Annotated in this window: 23 protein-coding genes; 4 read left to right on the forward strand and 19 right to left on the reverse strand. The window is 48.8% G+C overall.

Annotated elements, in window-relative coordinates; all coding sequences use genetic code 11:
* Nucleotides 1-208: 208 nt before the first annotated feature.
* Together VN447_RS23055 and VN447_RS23060 are read right to left on the reverse strand one after the other, a co-directional pair.
* The gene (locus tag VN447_RS23055) at nucleotides 209-973 is read right to left on the reverse strand and encodes an epoxyqueuosine reductase (RefSeq protein WP_325528773.1); all 765 of its coding nucleotides are present in this window, start codon (nucleotides 971-973) and stop codon (nucleotides 209-211) included.
* A 113-nt stretch (nucleotides 974-1,086) separates the two neighbouring features.
* Complete coding sequence (locus VN447_RS23060; RefSeq protein WP_325528775.1) at nucleotides 1,087-1,701, reverse strand: peptidylprolyl isomerase; 615 nt, start codon at nucleotides 1,699-1,701, stop codon at nucleotides 1,087-1,089.
* Between the two features lie 158 nt (nucleotides 1,702-1,859).
* Here VN447_RS23060 and VN447_RS23065 point away from each other — a divergent pair, with 158 nt between their 5' ends.
* Nucleotides 1,860-2,264 carry a hypothetical protein gene (locus VN447_RS23065; RefSeq protein ID WP_325528777.1) on the forward strand — a complete coding sequence of 135 codons (405 nt, stop codon included), beginning with the start codon at nucleotides 1,860-1,862 and terminating at the stop codon, nucleotides 2,262-2,264.
* Nucleotides 2,265-2,316: 52 nt separating this feature from the next.
* Here the strand turns inward: VN447_RS23065 and VN447_RS23070 are convergent, their stop codons facing one another.
* Nucleotides 2,317-4,299 (reverse strand): LTA synthase family protein, encoded by a 1,983-nt coding sequence (locus VN447_RS23070; protein WP_325528779.1) that lies wholly within the window; start codon nucleotides 4,297-4,299, stop codon nucleotides 2,317-2,319.
* A gap of 275 nt (nucleotides 4,300-4,574) precedes the next feature.
* Between VN447_RS23070 and xdhA the strand changes: the two genes are divergently transcribed.
* Genes xdhA through xdhC form a run of 3 tightly spaced genes read left to right on the forward strand, consistent with a single transcriptional unit; the run spans nucleotide 4,575 to nucleotide 8,216 of the window.
* Nucleotides 4,575-6,854, forward strand: a complete 2,280-nt coding sequence (gene xdhA / locus VN447_RS23075; protein ID WP_325528781.1) for a xanthine dehydrogenase subunit XdhA — start codon at nucleotides 4,575-4,577, stop codon at nucleotides 6,852-6,854.
* 13 nt (nucleotides 6,855-6,867) lie between these two features.
* The gene (gene xdhB / locus VN447_RS23080; RefSeq protein WP_325528783.1) at nucleotides 6,868-7,749 is read left to right on the forward strand and encodes a xanthine dehydrogenase subunit XdhB; all 882 of its coding nucleotides are present in this window, start codon (nucleotides 6,868-6,870) and stop codon (nucleotides 7,747-7,749) included.
* Nucleotides 7,746-8,216 carry a xanthine dehydrogenase subunit XdhC gene (xdhC, locus tag VN447_RS23085; protein WP_325528785.1) on the forward strand — a complete coding sequence of 157 codons (471 nt, stop codon included), beginning with the start codon at nucleotides 7,746-7,748 and terminating at the stop codon, nucleotides 8,214-8,216. The genes xdhB and xdhC overlap by 4 nt, the downstream gene beginning before the upstream one ends.
* 102 nt (nucleotides 8,217-8,318) lie before the next feature.
* Here the strand turns inward: xdhC and VN447_RS23090 are convergent, their stop codons facing one another.
* From VN447_RS23090 to VN447_RS23165, 16 genes are all read right to left on the reverse strand, one after another.
* Nucleotides 8,319-10,676, reverse strand: coding sequence for a xanthine dehydrogenase family protein molybdopterin-binding subunit (locus tag VN447_RS23090; protein ID WP_325528787.1), 2,358 nt, complete (start codon nucleotides 10,674-10,676; stop codon nucleotides 8,319-8,321).
* Nucleotides 10,673-11,212 carry a (2Fe-2S)-binding protein gene (locus VN447_RS23095; protein ID WP_325528789.1) on the reverse strand — a complete coding sequence of 180 codons (540 nt, stop codon included), beginning with the start codon at nucleotides 11,210-11,212 and terminating at the stop codon, nucleotides 10,673-10,675. The genes VN447_RS23090 and VN447_RS23095 overlap by 4 nt, the downstream gene beginning before the upstream one ends.
* Nucleotide 11,213: 1 nt before the next feature.
* Nucleotides 11,214-12,068, reverse strand: coding sequence for a xanthine dehydrogenase family protein subunit M (locus VN447_RS23100; protein ID WP_325528790.1), 855 nt, complete (start codon nucleotides 12,066-12,068; stop codon nucleotides 11,214-11,216).
* A gap of 199 nt (nucleotides 12,069-12,267) precedes the next feature.
* The gene (locus tag VN447_RS23105; RefSeq protein ID WP_325528792.1) at nucleotides 12,268-12,675 is read right to left on the reverse strand and encodes a biotin/lipoyl-containing protein; all 408 of its coding nucleotides are present in this window, start codon (nucleotides 12,673-12,675) and stop codon (nucleotides 12,268-12,270) included.
* Between the two features lie 13 nt (nucleotides 12,676-12,688).
* Nucleotides 12,689-12,979: a hypothetical protein gene (locus tag VN447_RS23110; RefSeq protein WP_325528794.1), complete on the reverse strand. Its 291-nt coding sequence runs from the start codon at nucleotides 12,977-12,979 to the stop codon at nucleotides 12,689-12,691.
* Nucleotides 12,980-13,107: 128 nt separating this feature from the next.
* Entirely contained in the window at nucleotides 13,108-14,238 is a 1,131-nt protein-coding gene (locus tag VN447_RS23115) for a sodium ion-translocating decarboxylase subunit beta (protein WP_325528796.1), read from the reverse strand.
* 45 nt (nucleotides 14,239-14,283) lie between these two features.
* Complete coding sequence (locus VN447_RS23120; protein WP_325528798.1) at nucleotides 14,284-14,445, reverse strand: hypothetical protein; 162 nt, start codon at nucleotides 14,443-14,445, stop codon at nucleotides 14,284-14,286.
* A gap of 39 nt (nucleotides 14,446-14,484) precedes the next feature.
* The gene (gene mmdA / locus VN447_RS23125) at nucleotides 14,485-16,014 is read right to left on the reverse strand and encodes a methylmalonyl-CoA decarboxylase subunit alpha (RefSeq protein ID WP_325528800.1); all 1,530 of its coding nucleotides are present in this window, start codon (nucleotides 16,012-16,014) and stop codon (nucleotides 14,485-14,487) included.
* A 385-nt stretch (nucleotides 16,015-16,399) separates the two neighbouring features.
* Nucleotides 16,400-17,293, reverse strand: coding sequence for a carbon-nitrogen hydrolase family protein (locus VN447_RS23130; RefSeq protein ID WP_325528802.1), 894 nt, complete (start codon nucleotides 17,291-17,293; stop codon nucleotides 16,400-16,402).
* A 41-nt stretch (nucleotides 17,294-17,334) separates the two neighbouring features.
* Entirely contained in the window at nucleotides 17,335-18,276 is a 942-nt protein-coding gene (gene arcC, locus VN447_RS23135; protein ID WP_325528804.1) for a carbamate kinase, read from the reverse strand.
* A gap of 117 nt (nucleotides 18,277-18,393) precedes the next feature.
* Nucleotides 18,394-19,179, reverse strand: a complete 786-nt coding sequence (locus VN447_RS23140; RefSeq protein WP_325528805.1) for a cyclase family protein — start codon at nucleotides 19,177-19,179, stop codon at nucleotides 18,394-18,396.
* A gap of 30 nt (nucleotides 19,180-19,209) precedes the next feature.
* Nucleotides 19,210-20,625 carry a DUF1116 domain-containing protein gene (locus VN447_RS23145; RefSeq protein WP_325528807.1) on the reverse strand — a complete coding sequence of 472 codons (1,416 nt, stop codon included), beginning with the start codon at nucleotides 20,623-20,625 and terminating at the stop codon, nucleotides 19,210-19,212.
* On the reverse strand, nucleotides 20,622-22,184 hold the full coding sequence (gene fdrA / locus VN447_RS23150; protein WP_325528809.1) for an acyl-CoA synthetase FdrA: 1,563 nt from the start codon (nucleotides 22,182-22,184) through the stop codon (nucleotides 20,622-20,624). Before fdrA ends, VN447_RS23145 begins: the two co-directional genes overlap by 4 nt.
* Before the next feature lie 20 nt (nucleotides 22,185-22,204).
* Nucleotides 22,205-23,044 carry a DUF2877 domain-containing protein gene (locus tag VN447_RS23155; RefSeq protein ID WP_325528811.1) on the reverse strand — a complete coding sequence of 280 codons (840 nt, stop codon included), beginning with the start codon at nucleotides 23,042-23,044 and terminating at the stop codon, nucleotides 22,205-22,207.
* Between the two features lie 206 nt (nucleotides 23,045-23,250).
* Nucleotides 23,251-24,891 carry a PucR family transcriptional regulator gene (locus tag VN447_RS23160; protein WP_325528813.1) on the reverse strand — a complete coding sequence of 547 codons (1,641 nt, stop codon included), beginning with the start codon at nucleotides 24,889-24,891 and terminating at the stop codon, nucleotides 23,251-23,253.
* A gap of 174 nt (nucleotides 24,892-25,065) precedes the next feature.
* A complete protein-coding gene (locus VN447_RS23165) occupies nucleotides 25,066-25,380 on the reverse strand; it encodes a solute carrier family 23 protein (protein WP_325528815.1) in 315 nt (104 codons plus the stop codon).
* Between the last annotated feature and the right edge of the window lie 118 nt (nucleotides 25,381-25,498).

Raw genomic sequence — 25,498 nt, forward strand, 5'->3', positions numbered from 1 at the left:
TCCTCAGACCGGAGCTTTGCCGCCGACTTCCTTCAGATTCGCCCTCACAGGCGACACCCTTGTCTTAGGCTAACGGTTGGCACTATCAACCCCCGTATTGGACTTTCACCAACAAGTAAGCGCCCATGCTGGGCGCACATGCAAAAATGCCTCTTACTTTTACGGTAAGAGGCATTCGTTTCAGACTCGTTCTGAATTCTTTGCCAAACTAAATAGGCGCGGCTGCTTCGCAGGGGACGGCCGTCTGGCATTTACCGCAGCCGTAGCGGGGCTTAAACCGTTCAGCCGTGCCATCAAGAAACTGAGCGCAAATATCATTATTTTTTCCGGCATCATCAATTGCCTTAGGAGGACAGCGCCTGATACAGGCACCACATTTACTGCAGTACTCATCGTGAGCTTGATAATTGCGGGGCGTTGGCAGAATAGCGGCTGTGACTATGATACTGCCCAACCGCCCGGCGGCACCTGCTTTGGTAATAAACGACCTGTTCAGGCTGAAAGTACCCAGACCAGCGACAAAGGCCACATGCCTTTCTGACCAGTTGCTCTTACGGCTAACCACGGCAAATCGTGCATCAAGTCCAGGCGCTACGGCCTGGTAGCCTGCCTTTACAAACCATTCCACCAAAAATTGGCGTAAGGCATTGTTGACTATCTCCCCTTCAATGCGCGCATACAGCCATTCTGCAGCAGGCAGTTCCCCCTGCCTGTTAGCGTCCCGCACAGCCTGAGTAAAAGGTAGGAAATACGATATGACCGACTGGGCGGCAGGCAACCACTCACGTGGCAGCATATGATTGGGGCCGACAATGTCCGCTTCTTTTAGGGTGTCAAATAACGCATCTTCGGCGCTGGCGACGCTAACAAGCGGCTTATCATAGATCCTGTCCAGACCTATTTCAGCAGCAGCATTGAGCGGCGTTCCGGCAACAAACTCCGCTATGGCTTGTTCGATTGTTTGCAGTTCCATAATTTCCCCTCCCTTTGGTATATACAAAGTGTGGAAGTCAAGCGCCAGCGGTGGAGCGTTGTTAACACACCACCCGCCTACGCCAGCAAACTTCGTTACTGCGGAATATTTAATTACTTGGCTGGCTCAATTGTGATCTTCTTAATGACAACATCTTCTACAGGCTTATCCTGAGCGCCTGTCTTGACTTTACCAATGACATGCACTATATCCATACCTTCGACTACCTTACCAAATACAGCATGTTTGTTATCAAGCCACGGGGTAGCCTTAAGGGTAATAAAGAACTGCGATCCGCCTGTATTGGGACCGGCATTGGCCATAGAAATGACACCTTCGTTATGCTTAAGGTCGCGGTGAAATTCATCAGGAATGGTGTAGCCAGGCCCACCGGTACCATTGCCCTTAGGATCGCCTCCCTGGATCATAAAATTTTCAATGACACGATGAAAAATCAGCCCGTTATAAAACCCTTTGTTGACAAGGGTAATAAAGTTTTTGGTTGTTAGCGGCGCTTTATCTTCAAACAGTTCGATACGAAAATTACCCTTCGACGTTTCAAAGAGGGCTACGCTATTTTTCTTGGTGGGTACTTCAGTTGACTGAGGGGTTGACTTGGGGGTTGTCTCAGTCTGATTAGGCTGAGCGGTATTGCTGCCGGCACACCCGGCAGTCAGCAGTACTAAACATGTTACCATCACCGCAAAAGCTGCTAGATATTTTTTCATAAATCTCACTCTCTTCCTATTATTTATCCAAATATTAGTATATCATATCAGGCAGATAAAACGAAACTTACCTTAGCGGATTTTATGGAAAAGTGGAGGATAACTTGTCCTTTGTGACGAATATAAGGTGACATAACTACCCTGGAGGTTAAAAGGTAATGGTTCTGTTTGCTGCCGTCGCTATCGCTTTGACTTTGCTGCCTCTGCCTGCCTTTTGTGAAGAGACTAGCGCAACCGGCATTGTTAATACCTATGTTCAGTATACACTGGATAATGATATTAACACCACCCATTCAAAGATTAGGCTAAGTTTTGTTGACGATTATTCCGATTTTTCTTTCAGCTACTCCCGCAAGTTTGACTATCCCGTTACACCACGATTGCTGGCTTTTTCAGATGTCACCTTTGAGGGGAACCGGCATGACGCTTTTTTGTCCCAGGCCAATGTCGGACTAGAATTCACCACTAAAAATCATACGACGACATTATATAAAAGGATTTACGAAAAAGCTCTTGCCTTTGAAGGTAAATATTACTTTTCTTTTGGCGGCAAATTTAATTAGACCTATAAATATAAACGAGCGCCGTGGCGGCGCTCGTTTATATTTATAGCCATTATAGCTTTAATTGTTTGCCATATTTTATCCGCCACCAGGAAATAGCCCGGGCTGAATCAATCTCCCGGCGGATGGTGTCTTGGTCAGGCGGCACCAGCCCACTCTTTGACAAGTGGGTTTCTGTGTAATCGCTGTCAGCTTTGCCCATATGTCCGGGTGTAATCCAGAAACCGTAGTTCATGCCGAACTGGTTCCCTTTGGTCAGACTGTGGCCCAACGAATAATACTCGAACCCATCAGGGGCGACAAGTTCCAGCAAGGTGGGTGTGACATTGATATGGCTGCCTGCCGTTTGTTCCGCTAATGACTCTTTCGTGATCCCTTTTCCGTAAACGACAAAGGGGATTGCATACCGCTCAAATAGCGGGGGATTTGTTTCGATATTGACCCTGTCAGCATGGTCGCCCACAATGACGAACAAACTGTCAGGATATTGCTCGCGGGCCTCTTTAACAAATTGGGCAAGCATTTTGTCGGCATACCAGAAATGCCCCAGCTTCTTAATTAGTTCCTGATCATTTTTAAGATTCTCCGGCAAAGCGGCAGCGACAATGCTGGGGTCAAAGCCCTCCCGCGCCAGGTCGACTGTATAGGGTGAATGGTTGGACACTGTGAGAATGACGTGAAATCCCGGCTTGTCATTTCGCACATGGCCAAGTACAGCCTTGTACAGGTAGTAATCGTCACACCCCCAGACATTACCCCCTGAGCTCTCAAAATCGCCCATACCGTAGAACGAGTCAAACCCCTGTGCCAGTGTAAAATCCTTGACTTTTTCCCAGGAGGTTGGCCCTGCATACCAAAAGTCGGCCGTATACCCGAGCCGCTTCATCTGCGGCGCCAGGGAAGTAGCATATGGTTCTTGATAAGACTCAGGCAGATAGTTCAGGTACAGATTAGCTTCTGCCAAACCTGTAACTACCCCCATTACGCCAGAAATGGTGCTCATACCGTTAGGCAAAAAATTATAAACATAGGAGGCTTCGTCCTGGGCGATGATATTTTTTAGGCCATTAGCAATATTGAGATTGCTGTACTGTGGCAGCAGCGGCCAGTTAGCATAGCTTTCGCCAATAATCAGGAACACCTGCTTAGGCGGCGTATTTGTCCCGGCCACCACTCTTTTACGTAAAAATTCATCTAAGTTAGCCGAGTGCACCGGGCGTTCGGCCAGATAACCGCCATAATCGGCCAACCGCCCCGGGTCCATATCGAGACCTGTGGAGGAAGAGACCCTCTCATGCAGGACATAGGCCCGGTATAGAGCCTGCACATCATCTAAGATGGCTTCGTTAAGCAGCTGGTCTTTGGTTATACCGGAATTCTCCCAGTCAATATTGTAGGCGTAAGTCATACTGCCGCCAAAGCGAACAAAAATGGTCAGGTAATAAATTACGACAAGCAATGCGGCGCGAAGTGCGATGTTTTGATACCACTTGGAAAACCGGGGGAAGGTATATGTTTTTGAAGCCAGCCAGCGCTTAAGCAGTTTACTTAACAAGAGTGCCGTAGCTACGGCCAAGAGCACTCTGACTGGCAGATTGTACTGCTCCATTACTGTATGAACTATAGCTGTTACATCATCATTGAGCGTATTAAACAGCAGTTGGTTAAAGGCCATGCGAAACTCTTGATAATAGGGAATACGCGCCTGAAATAAAAAGCTGAGTAAGGTCACATACACTGCCCCCAGGTAAAGCCGGATATGACTCAGCTTTTTCCACGCAACGACCAGCCGCAGGCCGGTGCAACAGATAATTGGCAGCAGCACCATCAAACCAGCGCTCTTCAGGCTAATCCTGAAGCCATAATACAGGGCGGCAGCAATATCACTCAAGGTCACAGCCTCACTGAGAAACGAATGCATAACAGCAATAAACCCTACCCGAAACAGGCAGAAGACCCCTAGAATAAAAATAAACAGTTTAAAATCCTGCTGCAATTCAGCGCAGAAATCTTCCCAACTAACGAGCTTGATCATCAACTCAACCTTCCTGCAAAAAAACTAATGGTGTACTATATTCAAGACTTCGGTAGGCTTCTACTTTTTTTGCTAAAATCCTGCCTTGTTCAGCAAAAAATTTTGTGCACAGGCTATGCACAATGCCTATCTTGCAAGAATTAAGTATACTTTTCTGCCTGGGAAAGGTTGCTATTGGCGGGTGTCGAATATCCTCCTCAAGAAGTTCGGCACAATGTTGTACTAGCGGCGCAGGGAGTAATAATACAATTGTTATTAATACGGAGGTGTTCACCATGACCAGTGTCGGCAAAAATATCCCCCGGGTAGATGCTGTAGCAAAAGTCACCGGTATGGCGAAATATGTTGACGATCACCTTGTGCACGGCCTGCTGTACGCCAGAATACTACGCAGCAGCATTGCCAATGGACTGGTGACCACACTTGATATCAGTAAAGCCCAGCGCGTGCCTGGCGTTGTGGCTGTAGTTACGCCCGATGATGTGCCACCCCACACCTTCCCAACTGCCGGTCATCCCTATCATAAAGACCCTGCTCATCAGGATGTGGCTGACCGTAATTTGCTCACCCGCCGGGTTCGCCTTGTCGGGGACGAAATAGCCGCGGTAGTGGCGATTGACGCCCTGACAGCGGAAAAGGCCCTAGCACTCATTGACGTTGAGTATGAGGAATATCCCCCCCTGCTTACCGCCGAGGCTGCGCTCAAACCGGCAGCAGGTGAAATCCACATAGGCACAGGCAACATTGTCGGCCGCGGCAGCTATGAAGCAGGTAATATGCAAGCGGCCCTGGCTGCCGCCGATTATCGGTTTGAAGACAGTTTTGCCACTCAGTCAGTGGCCCATTGTGCCCTGGAAAATCACAGCGCCTACGCCTATCAGGATGGCGCCGGACGTATTGTTGTAGTGTCCTCCACCCAGATTCCCCACATCTGCCGGCGGATTATCGGTCAGGCACTCGGCATCCCCTGGGGCCGGATACGGGTCATCAAGCCGTATGTCGGCGGCGGTTTTGGGAGTAAACAGGACACTGTGGTTGAACCGCTGGCCGCTTTTCTAACAACTGTCGTGCATGGCCGTCCGGTAAAAGTGGAACTAACACGTGAAGAAACCTTTATTGCCTCACGGGTACGGCATGCCATCCGGTTTCATCTGAAAACAGGCGTTACCGAGAGTGGCACACTAACAGCCCGTGAGCTTACGGCCATCTCCCTAAACGGCGCTTATGCCTCGCACGGTCAGTCAATTGTCAATAACTGTGGCGCTAAGTACCGTCAACTATATCAGCAGCAAGCCATTTCCTACCAAGGCACCACCGTCTATACCAACCTGCCGACAGCAGGCGCTATGCGTGGCTATGGTGTGCCGCAGGTCATGTTTGCGCTGGAATGTCATATGACAGACATCGCCCGGGAACTGGGGCTTGACCCGGTTGAGTTCAGACTGAAAAATATTGTACCGCCCGGCTGGCAAGACCCGGTGAGCGGCATTGTTGTCCAAAGTACCGGGCTGAGAGATTGCCTGCTGAAGGGCAAAGAACTTATCCAATGGGATAAAAAGCAGGCGACTGCGAAAATAGTGGCCAGTAATAAACGGCGCGGACTGGGTATGGCCTGTTTCACGTACGCTTCAGGCACCTACCCAGTCGCCTTGGAAATCGCTGGCGCCCGGATTGTTATGAATGAGGACGGTACAGTGCAACTGCAGGTGGGAGCTACCGAGATCGGCCAGGGCAGTGATACTGTTTTTACCCAGATGGCGGCTGACACGCTTGGCATACTGCCATCCATGGTGCACATCATCTCAGAACAAGACACCGATGTTTCGCCAGTTGACCTCGGCTCCTACGCTTCACGTCAAACATATGTCACCGGTATGGCTGTGCGCAAGGCCGCTGAGGAGATGAAGGCCAAGGTTCTTGACTACACCTGGGGCATGACCGGTATCCCGGCACAGTCCATGGATATCGTGGATGGCTGGCTGGTAGTTAAGCCGGGTGGTGAAAAAATTCTACCGCTTGCTGATGTGGCACTTGACGCACATACTAACCCGGTCCATTGTCAGCCGTTTACCGCCGAGGTTACCAACAATGCCCGGGTCAATGCTTTTTCCTATGGAGCCACTTTTGTCGAGGTTGATGTTGACCTGGCCACAGGCAAGGTTGACATTTTGGATATATATAATCTTCACGATGCCGGCAGGATTATCAATCCCCAGTTGGCCGCCGGCCAGGTACATGGCGGCATGAGTATGGGGCTGGGTTATGCACTGTATGAACAGTTACTATTTGATGACAAAGGCCGGCCGCTTAACGCTAATCTCTTAGACTATAAGCTAATGACGGCCCTGGATACGCCAGAGTTTGGTATCGGCTTTGTTGAGCCTTATGAACCAACAGGGCCTTATGGCAATAAATCACTGGGTGAGCCCCCGGCCGTGTCACCGGCCCCGGCTATCCGCAATGCTGTTTTGGATGCCACTGGCATTAAGTTTAACGAACTACCGCTCACACCTGAGCGGCTGGTAACACGGTTTAAAGCGGCAGGTCTGATTTAAGGAGGCAAAAAGCATGTTTGATATTGCGACATATACTGAAGCCCGAACAGTTGACGAAGCCGCCTCCTTACTCGCGGCTAATCCTGAAGCTTGTTTGATTGCCGGCGGCACCGATATTCTTATTAAATTACGCGAAGGCAAACGATCTGACGCCCACCTTATCGGCATCAGGCAGATTGGAGAACTGAAAGCAGTCACCCTGGAGCAAACAGGCAGTATCCGCATCGGCGCTGCCGCCACTTTTGCCCAAATAGCCACTGATACGCTTATTAACCGGCAAATCCCGCTGCTGGCCCAAGCCGTCCAGACGGTGGGCGGTCCGCAGATCCGTCGCGTGGCAACAATTGGCGGCAATGTCTGTAATGGCGCCGTCTCCGCTGACAGCGCACCCACGCTGCTTGTCCTCAACACTGTGCTTGAGTTGTACAGCACCCACGGTTTGCGCTGTATTCCCCTTGCCGATTTTTATCACGGACCAGGCAAAGTGGATCTACGACCAGGTGAAATTCTGACAGCGCTCAGCATTCCTGCTGACAGTACGACAGGCTGGGGTGGTCATTATATCAAATACGCCATGCGCCAGGCCATGGATATCGCCACCTTGGGCTGTGCCGTTATCTGCCGGCTGGGTGCGGAAAATACACTGTCCCAGGTCCGCTTGGCTTTTGGCGTAGCGGCGCCGACACCGGTGCGCTGTCCCCTGGCTGAGCAGGCGGTAGCAGGCAAGCCCTGGAGTACCACGCTGGCTGCCGAGTTCGGCCAGGCCGCGGCCGCTGAGATTAATCCTCGGACCTCCTGGCGGGCATCGCGTGAATTCCGGCTGCATCTGGCACAGGAACTGGCCCAACAAGCCCTGATTAATGCATTTGTTAAAGCAGGAGGTACCCCTTTATGAAGACTAAAACAATTACCTGCACAGTTAATGGGCAAACCAGAGCGCTGTTGGTCGATATCCGGCAATCCCTATTGGAGGTACTGCGTCAAGACCTGCAGCTTACCGGCGCCAAACAAGGCTGCGGTGTAGGCGAGTGCGGCGCCTGTACTGTGCTTATTGATGGTGAGGCCTACGATTCCTGTCTGTATCTGGCTGTGTGGGCTGAGGGGAAGGATATCCGGACAATCGAGGGCGAAGCCCATGATGGTCAGCTAAGCAATGTGCAAACAGCCTTCATCACTGAGGGGGCGGTACAATGCGGCTTCTGCACGCCTGGTGTGATTATGTCGGTAACAGCACTTGCCGAACACAGCTGCCAGTGTGACCGGGACAGCCTGAAAAAAGAGCTGTCAGGCCATATGTGCCGCTGCACCGGCTATCAGAACATCCTTAACGCAGCCGAAAAGGCGCTAATCAAAGCTGATTAGCGCCTTTCCTTTATGCTTTAATCAAAAACTATTTCTATATCATCGAAGCATTGCGTAGGTAATAAGTACCCGGATCAGTTCGACAGCTGCCTTCCGTCCGGACTATATATTTTCCTTCGCTATTGCCAGAGCAACATTTTCCGGCGACATCGGCAAGTTATAGAAGTTAATGCCCAAGGCATCATAAAGAGCATTGGCAATGACTGAGGGCACGGAAATCATCGGATGTTCCCCAATTCCACGGGCGCCGAACGGTCCATCCGTTTGCGGATTTTCCACGATAATAGGCACAATTTCGGTAGGAATATCTTTGGCAGTTGGGATCTTATTATCTGTGAAAGAAGGATTGAGCAGACGACCGTCCGCGCTAAATTTAAAGGTTTCAACCAAAGCTGAGCCAATTCCTTGCACTACGCCACCGATGATCTGTCCTTCAACTAGTTTTTTATTAATTGCCTGCCCAATATCAAAGGCAGACGCAATTTTTATAACGCCAACTTCACCAGTCTCAAGGTCAACCTCGATTTCCACACCGTGTGCCCCAAATGTCCAGTCTAAGGCCGGCAGACCTTGACCGGTATCAGGATCAAGGTAGGTTAAGCCCTCAGCCATATAAACACCGTGAGCGATGAGCGGCCCCCCGATCCCGTTGCCATTTTCGTAGGTGTAACCCATTGCTAAATTTTGATAAGAAAGACGTTTGTGAGTATGCTGAATATGGTAAATAGCCTCATTGCCATGAGTCAATTCCTCAGCAGGACAACGTAACACCTGAGCGGCAATCTCCTTCATCTGTTTCAACATGTTTTGCGCACACCGTTTTACTGCATTTCCACCCATAAAGGTATATTTGGACGCAACAGTTGACCAATCGTAAGGATGGCGGTCAGTGTCATTCTCCCAGACTACTTTCACTTTTTCCAGTGGCATATCCAAGGCTTCAGCAGCAATCTGGGCCATTACCGTATTAGACCCTTGCCCCATATCCACCGCACCAACCATGATCCGGACGTTACCGTCTTCATCCATCTGCATAATTGCGGAAGTTGATGTATTGCTGGGCATAGCAGGAGCCTTTTGCAAGCAGGCTATACCTTTGCCGCGAACTTTACCGGTCTTAATTGCCGCTTGCCGTTCTGCCGCCGAATGGTAACCAGTCCAGCCGATTTCCCTGACCACAGCTTCCAGACACTTATCTGGCCGACCGGAGTGTTCATTTATGTGCTCGCCGCTGATTGTGAGTGATCCGGCTCGCAGAATATTTTTCATACGGAATTCGTACGGATCGATACCAAGTGCCTGTGCCACCAAATCCATCTGACGCTCAATAATCCAGTGGGTCTCTAAATGACCGAAACCACGGTAAGCTGTACTGAAGACTTTATTAGTGTATAAAGTGCGGGAATGCAATTCGATGTTGGGAATTTCATAAGGGCCAGCGCCGGAATAAATAGCCGACCTGCCAATGTTTACGCCATAATCAGCGTACGCGCCACTATCCCAGTCATAATAGATTTCGACAGCCGTAATCTTACCGTCCTTTTTGACTCCTGTCTTAACCCGCCCACGCATACCGGCACGACACGGCAATTGATTGAATTCTTCTTCACGCGTAGCCGTTAACTTAACCGGCCGGCCTTTACAAGCCCGCGAAAGAATGGCTACCAAGGGTTCAAGGTGAATACCGGCCTTACCGCCAAAGCCACCGCCTACATAAGGAGCCATCACTTGAATATCGCCCTTGGAAATACCCAAAGCCTTGGCTAAAAGCTGCCTCACACCAAAAGGCGACTGCGTCGAAGTCCAAATCCTCACTTGATTAGAATAAGGATCAGCCTGAGCGATCGATACATGCGTCTCCATCGGGACGTGTGCTACCGGCGGCAAGGTCAACTCATTCTCCACAATTAGATCGGCTTCGGCAAATCCTTTTTTAATATCACCCTTTATAGTTTTATTCCAACTGGCGATATTAGAGTCAGGCTGAGGGAAGAATACTCCCTTAATGTATTCCAGTTCGTTGATATCCTCATGAACCAGTATTTTGCCCTCTAACGCTGCATCAATAGTCATTACGCTCGGCAGCTCTTTATATTCAATCTTCACAAGGGTGAGCGCACGCTCGGCAGTCTCTTCATCAACAGCCGCTACAGCCACAACCGGCTCACCTTGATACCTTACCTTGCCACGAGCCAAAACACGCTTATCTATCATATATAAACCCAGCAAGTACGGAATATCTTCACCGGTAAGAACGGCTTTGACCCCCGGCAGTGCTTTGGCAGCACTTGTATCTATGGCTACAATTTCCGCTCTGGCGTAGGGCGAATGCACACATTTTGCATACAACATTCCGGGCAGTTCCATATCAAAGGTATAGGTTGCCCGTCCGGTTACTTTTTCACGAGCCTCCATCCGCAAGGGAGATTTGCCGATATGTCGATATTGTTTTTCGCTCATTTTCCCCGCGCCTCCCTTTCCAGCTTAGCCGCCGATGCTATGGCCTCAATAATAGTAACATATCCTGTACATCGGCAGAAATTGCCGGCAATGGCTTCTTTGATTTCATCTACACTGGGGTCTTGGTTCCGGTCAAGCAAGGACCGCGCCGACATCAACATTCCCGGAGTGCAAAAACCACACTGGAGAGCATCATGATTTATGAACTCTTGCTGTAGAATTGAAAGCTTCCCGTCTGTACTCAAACCTTCTACTGTAATAATCTCTGCTCCTTCAACCTCAACCGCCAGCACAATGCAAGAGTTTACCGCCTGACCATTCATAATGATGGTGCAAGCCCCACATTCGCCCTCACCGCACCCTTCCTTTGTGCCAAAAAGTTTTAGCTGGTTGCGCAAAAAATTAAGCAAAGTCATGGCAGGATCAATCATCGCGCTCACCTGTTCGCCATTAACAACGCAGTTAAGCCTGACCCGTGGCAAACCGGAATCAACATAGGCAAAGCAGTTTTCTTCATTACTGTGTTTATCGCACATTTTATCTACCTCCCATGGCCAACAACTGGGTTAGAGCACGCTTAACCAATACTCCTGATACATGGAGGCGATATTCAGCAGAGGAACGTACATCGGAAATCGGTTTGATCTGTTTACGTACTTCCTCGCCCGCTAAAGCAGCAAGTTCAGCCGTCAGCGGCTGCGAATTAATCATTTCTTCCAGCTTGGTAAGGCGGATTGGAGTCGGGGCTACCGCTGACATCGCAACTAAGCACTTCTTTTTCGCCGTTAAACGCGCTGCCACACCAACGATACCCAAGTCATGACCTTTAATCCGGGTTTGTTTTAGGTACAAACTAACGTCTTCGACGGCAACATCCGGTAGCGATACACCAATCACCAGTTCCCCTTGCTTTAGAACCGTCTTTTTTACACCGGTAAAAAACTCGTTAATATCGACGATACGCTCGCCCTGGCAATTAGCAATATGAACTTTTGCTTCATATACGAAAAGCGGACCAGACAAATCCGCACCTGGTGATGCATTACATATATTTCCTACCAAAGTAGCACGATTGCGTAATTGATAAGACGCTAACGAATTAGCTGCCTGAGCTAACGCTGAATACTTTTTCTGAACAAAATCCGCTTCTGCGACTTGATTGACTGTAACTGAGGCGCCGATAAAGAGACCTTGCTGCGGCTTATATTCCAACTGCTTGGTCTCTGGTATTGATTTGATGTCCAAAACGTGCTCAGGCATCTCTGCATTACGGCGTAACATTACCATTAGATCAGTACCACCAGCGAGAATCCTGGTGCCGGCATTTTTCCCCAAATAAGCCAGCGCCTCTTCAAGAGCTTGTGGTCTAACGTAATCAAACCTGCTTAACATGGCCCGTACCTCCTTACTGTCTTGCCAGAAAGATGTTGTGCATGTCTTGAGATATACTTATCCATCTACTTAAATGGTATATTATTCTCAGAATATTAACAATAAAATTGTTAGTCATTCAATTGTGACTTTTCTACAAAGATTACTGCTAATTGTCTGGCTTTATTGTAATTAGTACCAAAGGAAAAAGCTTAACCCCTTAGCTAATGGAAACAAGTTTTGTTCCTGTCTGAACAGGGTCACCAGCTTTCACGCACACTGACTGTACCACGCCGTCAGCTTGCGAGAGAATCGGATTATGCATCTTCATGGCTTCTACAATTAGCAACTCCTGCCCTTTTCTCACAGTTTCGCCGATATTTACTTTTACGGCAATGACTTTACCAGGCATCGGGGCTGCAACCTGATAGGCATTACCTGCAGCAGCCGCAGGTGCTGGCGCTGGGGCAGGGACGGCCGGCGCAGCAACCGACGCCGGTAAAACAGGAGCAGCAGCAGGAAACACAACTTTGGGAGTTATTGCCGCGGCCGCGCCGGCCATAGTCTTGTTTTTCACCACTGCAACATCATAATCTTTGCCATTTACAGTAATTGTATATGTTGTCATTTGTTCTTCCTCCTTAGTTCAGCCGACTGCCGACAAGTTCCTGACAACCAGTCAGCTTCCAATTATTCGATCTTCTCTTTATGCTAGCGACCTGAAAGTCACTGTCACCCTCAAATTCGGCAATCGCGGCAGTAATCACCGCCAATATTTCAGACTCTTCGTCATCTTCCATTGCTGCGCCGGGAAAAAATACTGTCCCGTCCTCCGGAGCCATCTCGGCATTATGCAGTGCAGCTCTCCCTTTTCGTGTTTGCATCACCAAAAATAGAGCAATAATCGCAATTCCTAAACCAAACCAAATCATACACAAGCCCGCCTTTCATCATTTTTGCTCATCATTTCTCCGGCTGCGCCGGACAGAATAAAAGTAATATCCTAAACTAACAATCAGGCCAATAAGAAAGGCTATAGTATTCATACTTCACCTTCCATTTACTTTACGCCAAGCAGGGCCAGTAGAATGCCTCCCGATATGGCCGTGCCGAACACTCCGGCCAAGTTGGGGCCCATGGCATGCATAATGAGGAAGTTATAAGGATTTTCCTTCAAACCCACAACATGGGAAACCCGGGCGGCAATGGGAACCGAGGCAATACCTGCCGACCCAATCAAGGGATTGATTTTTCCGCCACTCGCCCAGTTCATAATTTTGGCGCCAATCACCCCGGATGCTGTACCGCCGACAAAAGCTACCAAACCTAACAGGATAATCTGCAGTGTTTGTATATTTAAAAATTTTTCTGCTGCCATGGTAGAACCAATGGCTACCGTCAAGGTTATGGTGATGACATTCATCAAGTCGTTGGCTGCCGTCTGGGCCAGCCGGTCAACCAACAGCACTTCTCTGAGCATATTGCCAAGCATCAGCATGGTAATGAGCGGCGCGACCGGCGGTAACAGCAGATTAACAATGACGGCAATCGCGAAAGGAAAAACGATCTTCTCCAGCCGGCTGACCGGTCTGGTCTGCTCCATCATAATTTGTCGTTCTTCCGGGGTAGTGAGCAACTTCATAACAGGCGGCTGAATTAATGGCATCAGAGCCATGTATGAATAGGCAGCTACCGCAACCTGCGGCAGCAGATGGGGCGCCAGTTTCATGGTGACAAATATAGCCATCGGGCCATCAGCGCCACCGATAATACCGATAGCCCCTGCTTCCGCTAGGGTAAAGCCCAGCGCTTTAGCACCCAAGATAGCGATAAAGATACCTAAGTGAGCGGCTGCTCCCAGAATCATCAGACTCGGGTTGGCAATCATGGGACCGAAATCGGTCATAGCCCCTACCCCCAGAAAAATCAGTGGTGGGATAATAATGAGTTCTACCCCCCGGTAGGCGTAATAAAATAGTCCGCCGGGCTGCGTCAGGTCTGATCCTGGTACATTGGCGACAATACAGGAAAAGCCAATGCCCAACAATAAGAATGGTTCGTATTTTTTCGCCAGTGCCAGATAGATTAAGACGGCGCCAACGGCAATCATCACGATATTGCCCCACCAAAGTTGAGCCAAACCTGTTTGTTCAGCCAAAGAAACCATTAATGACGTAATCTGCTCGATCATTGGGCGTATTTCCTCCTCTAAAAAATCTGCTTCTCTTTCTTCTCTCTAATGTCCGCTCTTTAGATGCTCATCCGATACCTTACCCAGTTTATTCAGGTAAGGAAAAAGATATAGCACCAAACTGATACCCCAAATAATTACTATGCTGAGCAAGAAATCTATAACGCTCAATATGATGGCGCCGTCCATAGTATCAGGAACTGTCATATACATCTCTCCTTTCGTTGTTTTGCCAACCGGTCTATCTTAAAGCGGAATGCTGCCATGTTTCTTGGTGGGACGTCCTTCCCGTTTGCTCTCCAGCATATTGAGAGCCGCAATAATTCTGGGCCGGCTTTGCTTTGGCGGGATGACGGTATCCACATAGCCCCGCTCTGCCGCCTTGTAAGGAGTAGCAAATTCCTCCACGTACTTATCGGTTTTGGCTTTCGCCTCCGGATCGTTCTTAAATATGATATTGGCCGCACCTGCCGGTCCCATAACAGCAATCTCGGACGACGGCCATGCCAGCACCTGGTCGGCGCCAAGATCCTGGCAACACATAGCCAGATATGCCCCGCCATAGGCTTTGCGAATAATCATTGTCACCTTCGGTACAGTAGCTTCCGAGTAGGCAAACAGCATTTTAGCTCCATGCCTGATAATACCGCCATATTCCTGCCCAGTACCCGGTAAAAAACCAGGAACATCCACCAGGTTAACCAACGGCAGGTTAAATGCGTCACAAAAGCGGATAAATCTTGCGGCTTTATCAGATGCATTGATATCCAGACAACCGGCCATTACCGCAGGCTGATTGGCGATAATCCCCACCGGCTGACCATCGAAGCGGGCAAAACAAGTAATGATGTTTTGTGCGTAATGGGCGTGGACTTCATAATATTCGCCCCGGTCTACCAGCATTTTGATAAGTTCTTTCATATCATAAGGCTGGTTAGGGTTATCTGGCAGCAAAGAATTAAGCTCTTCGTCCATCCGGTTAGGGTCGTCTCCTGTCTCGCAGCAAGGCGGGTCTTCCAAATTGTTGCCTGGCAAGAAACTTAGTAAATACCGAATCTGCTGGATACAATCATCCTCATTTTCAGCTGCAAAGTGAGCCACTCCGGATACACTGTTATGGGTCATGGCGCCACCCAGCTGTTCCACTGTCACTTCTTCGGCCGTTACCGCCTTGATGACTTGCGGGCCGGTAATAAACATTTGACTGGTGTTCTTTACCATAAAAATAAAGTCGGTCAGGGCCGGAGAGTACACAGCGCCGCCGGCGCAGGGACCCATAATAACCGATATTTGGGGAATAACGCCGGAGGCCATGGTATTTTGGAAGAAAATTTTCCCAAACCCCGCCAAAGCGTCGATTCCTTCCTGGATGCGGGCACCACCTGAATCGTTGATACCAATCAGCGGAGCCCCCATCTTCATCGCCATCTTCTGCACTTTCACAATTTTGGCAGCATGCATTTCACCAAGCGAGCCGCCTTCTACCGTAAAGTCTTGCGCATAAGCGAAAGCTAGTCTGCCATCAATTGTGCCATAACCGGTTACGACACCCTCACCAGGTAATTCCTTTTCATTCATACCGAAGTTGCTGCACCGGTGAGCGACAAACTCGTCTAATTCCACAAAACTTCCGGTATCAAAAAGTTTGTCAATTCGTTCCCTAGCTGTCATTTTCCCTGACGCATGCTGTTTTTGAATCCGCTTCTCGCCGCCGCCAAGCTTAATTCTCTCTTGTTTCTGCTTCAAAAGGTCCATTTTTTCCTGCATCTCGCCCATGCTGGCACCTCCGTCGTATGTTTATTTAGAAAAATTAAACACCGGGCAATTCACACATGCGTATATTACCAATTATGTCGGTAACTAGCAGTGTCAGTACCCGGTGCAAGCTACTTCCACCTATTATTGTTGAAATAATAAGCCGTAAACTTGTAACCCTAACCGTGGCAAGATGTACTTTCAGATCGGCCGCGACCTTCCTGTCCATACATTTGGTAATGCCCGATGTTTAATCTTCCTATTGGAAATATTCTATTTGCTTTCTTATCTATTTTTGATCCGATGACTAATCTGCTTCCTGTGCCCTTTAGGGTATAAGACTCCCATCTTCTGCCTGTGGCCTTTGGGTATAAGTGGGAGTTTAGGAGGATTCACTGGTTTAAGTCTACTTTTTATAAGGAATGCGCCTGCTGGGCTCAAAAGGGCATTGTCCTGATTGCAAAATGCCGCCGACGGCTTTAAGATTGCGATCCTCAACATGATCAAAAATCATGGGTGCCTTAGATCCATAGGTGATGTACTTCAACGGCTCAGCCGACAGTTTAGCTGATATTATTTCCTCAGTTCCTCTGGCTTGAGCTAAACGCTGGGCTATCGGACTGACGATCATGCTATGGCCGGCAAAATAATTGTTGCCGGCATCAGGGCCTACAGCATTGACAGCTACGACATAAACGTGATTATCGTAGGCGCGGGCCCGGCATGTCAGTTCCCAAATGTCAAAGCTTCGCAGGAAGGCCGACGGGCGGGTAATTATTTCCGCTCCCTTAAGGGTAAGTTCCCTAGCCAATTCAGGAAAATCACCGTCATAACAAATTATCATACCGATCTTGCCAAGAGCTGTATCAAAAACCGGCGCTTCCGTACCCGGAGTCGTCCAGCCACCTCCTTCAATTCTCTCTGTCGGAAAGGGGTGAGTCTTGCGGTAAACGCCAATAATTTCCCCGTCAGGCCCGATTAAAGCCGAAGAATTATATACGATGGGAGAAGAAGCTCCCTTTTCATACATAGGCCAAACCACATGGACTCCCAACCGGCGTGCCGCCGCCCCCACCTTCCGGGTAATGTCGCCGGGAATAGGTTCAGCCAATTGTTCATACATCTGTTCAACAGGCATATTCGGGGTAAAACCGGTAGTCACATCTTCCGGAAAAACCACCAGTTCGGCGCCGTGTTCGACAACGGCTTTTTCCAGCCATTCAATGGCTTTGGCAGTATTGTATTCTACGTCATTAGGCTTAACCGCAATTTGCACGGCACAAGCCACAAAATCTCTCACTATTAGCTTCCCTCCTTTGGCGAGACCTGCAAGGGCCTCTATCAGGCAGTAATTACCGTGCCGCTTTGCCCAGTTAATGCCAAGCTGGCTTTTTCCAGTGCCACAATAACGGCTTGCCGATCATTACCGGTTGACACAAACCGTATGGCAGCCTCCACTTTCGGTCCCATGCTTCCGGCAGGAAACTGCCCTTCTGCCTGATACTCCCTGGCTTCGGCTACTGTCATTTTCTCTAGTTGACGCTGGCCCGGACGGCCAAAATTGATGCATACCCGTTCTACTTCTGTTAACAGGAAAAACGCGTCGGCATCGACCTCATTTGCCAGAAGCTGTCCGGCCATGTCCTTATCAATTACTGCCTCGATACCGATCAAGCCGTCAGCGTTTTCTACCACCGGTATGCCGCCACCGCCGGCAGCGACAACAATCGTACCAGCATCCAGAAGATTCCGGATTACGTCTTTTTCCACAATGAACTTAGGTTCCGGCGATGGTACCACCCGCCGCCAACCGCGACCACTGTCCTCTTTCATAGTAAAGCCTTTTTCCGCCATCAGCTGGGCTGCTTCGGCTTCGCTGAAAAAAGAACCGACAAATTTGGTAGGGTGCTGAAAAGCAGGATCATGGGCATCAACAACAACCTGGGTGATTACCGACGCCACCGGTATGGACAAACCGGCCTTGGCCAGATAGTTCCCTAAACTTTGGCAAATAGCATACCCCAAGGATCCCTGCGTATTGGAAACGCAGACATCTAACGGCATCGGCGGAACCACTTCTTGGGCAATCTCGTTTTTACGCAATAAATTACCGACCTGCGGCCCATTGCCATGAGTAATGACAATTCGGTGCCCTTCTTTAGCCAGAGCGACAATATATTGACAGGTACTTTTTATATTGCTCCACTGTTCATCCCTTGTTCCTTTTTCCTGCGCTTTGGTAATGGCGTTGCCCCCTAAAGCCAGTACAATAGTCCTTGCCACTCGTTATTTCCTCCTATAGATAAGCGCCCATTATCCTCAAAAATCACGTCATTTATTCCGAAAATTCGAATAATTGTTTTGATAAAGAGGGGCACGTTGGTACGCCCCTCTTCCTAATTACTCTTCGTCGTAGGCAACAATACGGCAGATAGAAGACTCGCCGCCTTCGAAACGCCAGGGATAGCAACCGACAATTAAGCGTTTGTTGAGTACTTTAGTAATCTCGCCGCCTACATTCTCGGCATGAATAATATCATGCGGGAAAAGATCAATATGCATCAGTTGATAGTGGTCATCGGGGAAGATATCGGAAATACCCTTGCCGTATTTCTGTTGGAAATAGGCTTCGCATTCAGCTGCCTGTTTGGGGCACCAATCCTTGATTTTGGTATTCATCGGATGATCGGCTGAACCGCAGTCGACACCAATCCATTTTAGTTCCATTTTACGGCACCATTCAGCAAATTCACGGGTAGGTCCCGGATGTTTGACCATATAGCGGACTTCATCACCCTCTGGTTGATCCCAGCCGTATTTGGCGTAACCGGTATGGATAATCAGGATGTCGCCTTTACGAACTTCTACCCGGTCAGTAATGTCCTTGGAGGTGTAGACGCCATAATCTTCAGACATATCACTCAGATCTACCACTACACCGGGGCCGATGAGGTCAGTCAACGGAATGCTGGCGATATCGCGGCCATGTGTACAGAAATGCAGGGAACCGTCTAAGTGGGTACCTACGTGGTTGGAAGTGGTAATAACCTGACCGTTGGCGCCGTTGGAGCTAAGACGCTTGAAAAATTTGATTTGCAGTGGCTCGTAAGTAGGCCAGGGGGGGGTAAGATGACTTAATTTCTGAGTAAGGTCATACATTTTTACTTTGTCCCAATTTTTTACCATTTGACATCTCTCCTTTTATTTTGGGCTAGATTATTTAATTTGCTCAGCCAGAGCTAAAAGGGCTTTTTCAAAACATTCGACAGGAGGCCTGACCAGTCCCGCTCCTACCTGTCCAATTCCCGCATTTCTATGAGCCATGCCGGTGTTAATGATGGGCAGTATGCCACTGGCAATCACTTTGCGCACATCAATCCCTGTTGACGCACCGCGGAAATTCAGGTTCGGATTGGCATAATTCGGGTTTTCCCCCAAGGTAATTTCAAACATTTTTTGCGAATAACCTAAGGCATCTTCCACTGAACCGCCGACAAACTGAACAATAGCCGGAGCACCACCCATAGCGAAGCCGCCGATACCGCAGGTTTCAGTGATTGCGCTGTCACCAATATCCGGGTTGGCATCCTCCATGGTATAGCCAGGGAACATGAGACCCTGAATCATTTGCGCCGGGCCGGTGAACCAGGTGTTGCCCGGGCAACCGCTTACGCGGATACCGAACTCCACTCCATTGCGGCACATGGTGGTAACAACAGTGCTATTTTCAATGCCATGAGCAGCGTCCAGTGCAGCTTTACAAGCCGGCATAGACAGATTGAGGAAGAAATGGTCGTTAGAGTTAATAAACTCAATGACGCGGATTGTAGCTTCCGGGTCAGCACCTGCCCTTAACAGATAAGGCGTAATAGTTCTGATAAACATGCTTGTTCCCGCTTTATTGCGGTTGTGGCACTCATCGCCCATTTGAACGGCTTGAGCAATAAGGCTCCTGATATCAATACCACCAGACAGTTTGACAGCTGCCTTCAGTATCGGGCCAAGTTCGGTTTCAATCCATTTAAGACGGGTGATAACCTCTTCACCATAGGCCCCAAAACGCAATACTTTGCCAAGTCCTTCATTCAGTGAGCAATAAGCGAAATTGCCGTGAGTTTTATTTTCAATGATCTGCACCGGCATGGAGGCCGACAGGATACCAGCCATCGGTCCCACAGCGTCATGCTCATGGCAGGGTGCGAATCTGATTTTTCCGGAAGCGGCCAACTCAACAGCTTCTTCTTCCGTTTGAGCCAAGCCTTCGTAGATCAGTGCGCCGATAACCGCACCTTTCATAGGACCGGCCATTTTTTCCCACGTCACAGGCGGTCCGGCATGCAAAATAGTGTGCTTAGTCATCCCGGGAACGACGTTGAGGGCTGTATCCACATCCACCAAGACTGGCCGGGCGCTGATGATAATCTCAACAGCTTTAGCATTGGCAGCTTCGATTTTTTCCAAATCGGTTAATTGGTCCAAGGCTTTGATAAGCTCTTGCTTGCCACCGGCAGGCGGCTTCCATTCCAGCTGCAGAGCAGCTGCCCCTTGCAAGCCAAGCTCTGTTTTAAAAGTCTCGGCACCGATATTCAAAACCGCAAGTTTGTTTTGAAACAAAGCATCTATCCGGCTCATTTTTTCTCCTCCCGTCTTGCCGCAATCAATCCTGCCAAACGGGCAGCCTGGGTATTGCTTTTTGCCAGCGTAACCCCTGCTGCAGCCAGTTTTTGTTCCTGCCTGATACGGCCTTGTATATCCTGTTCAGTTCCACATACATAGCCGATTATTTCCAAATGACGGCCTGCATCCTGAGCGGCGCGCTTAGCTTCCATAATGGCCGGCAGCGTAATCCCTACCGGATCGGGATGCGAACCATAGCCCAGCTCAAAGTCCATTAGGATGACTGCTGTTTCCGGATCAGCTGCTTCCTTGAGCAGACGCGGCAGCCGCAGGGAAGGTTCAATCATCGGATGCGGTTTCCCTTGAGTAAACACATCGTCGCCTAAGTCAATAAAGGTATGTGCTTTGCTGGTATGCGGATCTTCCAGCTTATCTTCTGCCTTCTTGGCAATATTGGAGTATGTTTTTAAACCGCTGGCTTTAGCGATATGCATAGCCTCATCACAGAGTGTGCCGCCGCAGAACAAGCCGCGGATATATTGCTGCGTCGGTGCTAGTTTCGCAGTTTTGCTGGCAGCCAGTTCACCTAGCCCACCATCCTCGCTGCAACAGCTAGCTGGTTTTTCGCCTTTACTGAGGGCCACAGCCATCTGGGCTGTCGCTTCAAGGTTTTTGCCAAAATAGGCCCCGGCTTTTTCAACTTGGGCCGCATCACCATTGATGAAGCAAATGACGACAGGCTTAGCTATGCCTTTGACTTTATCGAGGATTTTATTCGCCACAGACTCCGCTGGCGGCTTGGATATTAAAACAATGACTTCGGTCGCTTCGTGCCGGGCCAGTGCCGCCAGACCGTCCAGCATGGTAATGCCGCCAACGGCTTCACTCAAATCCCTTCCGCCGGTTCCAATAACTTGTGAGACGCCGCCGCCCATACGGTCGATCAGTACACTGACTTCTTGCGTTCCTGTCCCGGATGCCCCAACAATGCCAATGTTCCCTTGCCGAACGACATTGGCAAAGCATAGACCAACATTATTTATAATGGCAGTACCGCAGTCAGGACCCATCATCAACAGCTCTTGTTGGTGCGCGTATTTTTTTAAGGCAATTTCCTCTTCGACACTCACGTTATCACTAAACATCATGACATGCAGGCCATTTTTCAAGGCTTGCATCGCTTCTCGCGCCGCGTATTGACCAGGAACCGAAATAATTGCCAGGTTAGCTTCAGGCATCAACTTTACTGCCGACATAACAGAGGCCGGTTGCACTTCGCCGCTGCCCTTTCTGGCACCGCTCTTTTTCGCCAGTGATTCCTCTGCAAGCTGGACGGCTTCTGCGCAAATTGTCTCGTTTTCTGCTCTAACAGCAATCATCAGGTCATTAGCCCCGGCCGCGTCAACCGCGGTAGTATAAATGCCAATACGGCGCAGCAGGTCTTTATTCATATCTGTTGCCATCGATACTACGGCATCGGAAACTCCTGCTATCGCTGTCAGTTTTCCCGACAGTGACATCAACGCCACTGAATCGTGGTAGGCATCTTTTTTGATAATGATTTTTACATCCACATCGCTTCCCCCTTACTTGCCTACTCGGCAAATTCCCCTCCAAGCTCCAGCCCTGCGGTCAAGCCAACCGCCCAGTCTGTCCCAGATAGAGAACCAATCTGCAAAACTTTCAAAGTAGCGGCCTCTAGTGATGCCGGTGAACCGCCGGTGACTTCCCGTAGTACAGCAATTACATTCTCTCGTGCCTGCCCGTTGGCCGCAAGTTTAAGCATATCCTGACTGATTACTGTAGTCTGCTGAATAGCGGTATCGGCCAACTGATACCCCAATCGCCGATACTTTTCACCAAAAGGACCTTTTGGCATGTTTATGACAGTGAGCAGAGCCGCGCAAAAATCATCCCCTGAGGGAGTAAGCCCTCCTCCCAGTCCGATCAGTTCACAACCCCGGCGGTAAGCTTCGTCAAAATCTTTCTTGCGCAAGGCTGCCAGTAGGTTCTGAGCGCTTTCTGTCAACACAGCACTAAAGACGCTTTGATAAGCGGAGGACGTGCTGGAAAACCATAAATCTCTCAGTCCACCGCTTTTCCCGTAACGGGCTATGCATTGCCGCAAGATATTTGTGTGATTCTCCAAAACCATCCCTGACTGCCGGGCCGGAAACGCTGGGAGTACCGACTCCCAGAGAGCAATGTCAGCGATGTCAATGGTGATATTGCCGACACATAGCTTCCCCTGGGCTGCCTGTACTTTGTCGCCCGACTGAATCCCCATCTCGGTAAAAGGAATTGGGGCTGCCACGCGAATACTACAGGGAGCATTATCTTGTTGTGCCGTAGCAATACTATACAGTCGGCCATCGGTGGCACTGATATTTACTGTCTGACGGAATACACTGTGAACCTGTCCGGAATAGGCCAAGTTCAACTTTTTTATAAAGACACTGTCTCCTGTAAGAGCCTGTAATCGCGAAGCACATCACCCCTTCTGTTTAAATAGTATCACAATTCCGACTATGCAGACCATATGAATACTATATAACCCTGTGCCCCTTTTCCATTATGTTTTTGTAAAATCTCACAAAGCCATAACTGCCGGTGCCCGCAATTCAAAGCCTTTTGCTTTTTTCAGTCCTTCATAATTTTGAGCAGCTTGAGAGCCAAATGCAAATTGAGACAGGCTGTAGCATCTTCCAGGCTACACCCGGTGATTTGTTGGATACGGTCTAACCGGTATAAAATCGTATTGTAATGTACGAACATCTTTTCAGTTACTTTTTTCAGCTTTCCGTTGCATTCAAAATAGACTTCCAGTGTCTTTAAGAGTTCAGCCCCCTTTTCTTGATCATATTGGAGAATCTTACCTAAGGTCTCATCAATAAAAACGTGCAATTCTTGCTTATCTTGAATGTTGCCCAGCAGTCGCCAGATACCTAAAGCATCATAATAACAAATACGTTCCTTGGGCCAGATTTTTCTTCCTATCTGACAGGCCTGCATGGCTTCCCGGTAGCTGCTCTGGATACCCGCAAGCCCGCTACCCGGCCGCCCCACACCAATATAACTATATTCCTTAGTAGAAGGACGACTAAGGCGAACAACCAGCTGCTCCAGAATAGTTTTAATTTTTTCCCGTACTTTGTCGATATCTTTCCCAGTCGCATTCTTGGGCAGCGGAATAAACATGACGATACTGTCCAATTTAAAACCTGCAACGATATCGGGAAACTTTTCCCGTAGCCCTTGAATAATACGTTGGGAAATAAGCTGACATTCTTCGGCGCGCTCGTCAGTCTTGTAATGAAAACATATAGTAGCCACCACATGTGAGTTATGTAAATCAATTCCCAAATCCCGGGCACGACCTTTTAAGTTCTTTTCCTCCCCTGGATCGGCAATCAGTATTTCGTTTAAAAATTCGTTGTAATAGCGCCTTTCAACCGAAGCTACCGCCAAATGATTAACAAGCACCAGAGCAGCCACCGCGGCTGTCCGTTCAATAGTAACCTCATCACACCGGGACACCGGTTCTTTAGTTTCCAGAACAGATATCGTTCCATACCATTTCTTCCCAACACAAATGGCTGTCCGAAAATAGCCTGTTTCTTTGCCGTCTAGGACAACTTTTCCCCGCCCCATGCCTGTTCCGTACCTGCTGTTGGCAGCAATAAATTTTTGGATGTCCTGGTGATCGCTGTCATACTCTTGTGGAGCAACAACGGCATCATTGGAAATAGTTTGTATGATTGCCAAGTTGTTGTTTAATGAGGCAACCAGTACCCCGGCGATATCCTGCATATCACCACCTTCAAGTACAACGCGGTTTAAATGGAGATGCACCTCATCGGCTCGCTGAATAATAGCGAGTTGTTGATGGCTGATTTCACTAAGAATCGGGTTGAGAATATCCGGAAATGAAACATCATACGGAATTTCCAGCAGAGGAAAGTTAAATTCATTTGCCTGCTCGATCATAATATTGGGTATTTTTTCAATATATCTCCCTGGTTTAATTGCTAATCCAGCCAAATTTCGTACTGCCAGTTCCGGAATAAGCCGAGACTGGGCAGTTGAGTCATGGCGAATGGAATAGACCGTCGTCAGCAATAATTCTCCTGCCTGGGTCCAATCTATAATATCCGGAACTTCCATAATATTGACTGACCGGACTACCTTATCGAGACCGCCGGCCCCGGCAATGAGCCGAACCTGCTTCAAACTTGGCAACGCCAGCATTTCTCGTAAACTAACGCCTGCGCAATGAATCAAATTTGTACACCACCTATAGCTTCGCTGTCTATGTACCTATCTCTAAATTATAGCACAGCTGCTGCTAGACCAACGTCTGTTACAGTCTGAATTTTCCAACTGAAGTCTGAAGTTCCTGGGACTATCTTGCGAGAGAAAAGCCCGCATTTGCGGGCTTTTCTTGATGAACTTTGCTTAGTGGGCACAATCCTGTTTAACTGGTTCCTCCGCACTGTCGTTCATGAGTGAAAACATATCCAGCAGTTTGAAGGTTAAACTAACCAGGATTGCTACAACGGTAGCCAAAGCCATACCTTTCATTTCCACCGTACCGAAGCTGATGTGGGCGCCGCTAATACCGATAATAAGCACGATCGAAGTCAATATCAAATTTTTGGCTTTGCTGTAGTCCACTTTGGACTCTATCAGCATGCGAATACCGGACGCAGCAATAACACCGAACAATAACATGGAGATACCTCCCATGACAGACCAGCTAATTAAAGTCAAGCCCTAAATACAATTTTTGATCAAAGTAAAAATGAGTATAGCAAACAAGCCTTTCTCAAAAGCGAACGTTTACTTAAGAAAGGCGCATAAATGTTCATTACATTAATTTTATGCTAAG

The organism is Sporomusa sp. (assembly GCF_035561155.1).
Lineage (GTDB): Bacteria > Bacillota > Negativicutes > Sporomusales > Sporomusaceae > Sporomusa.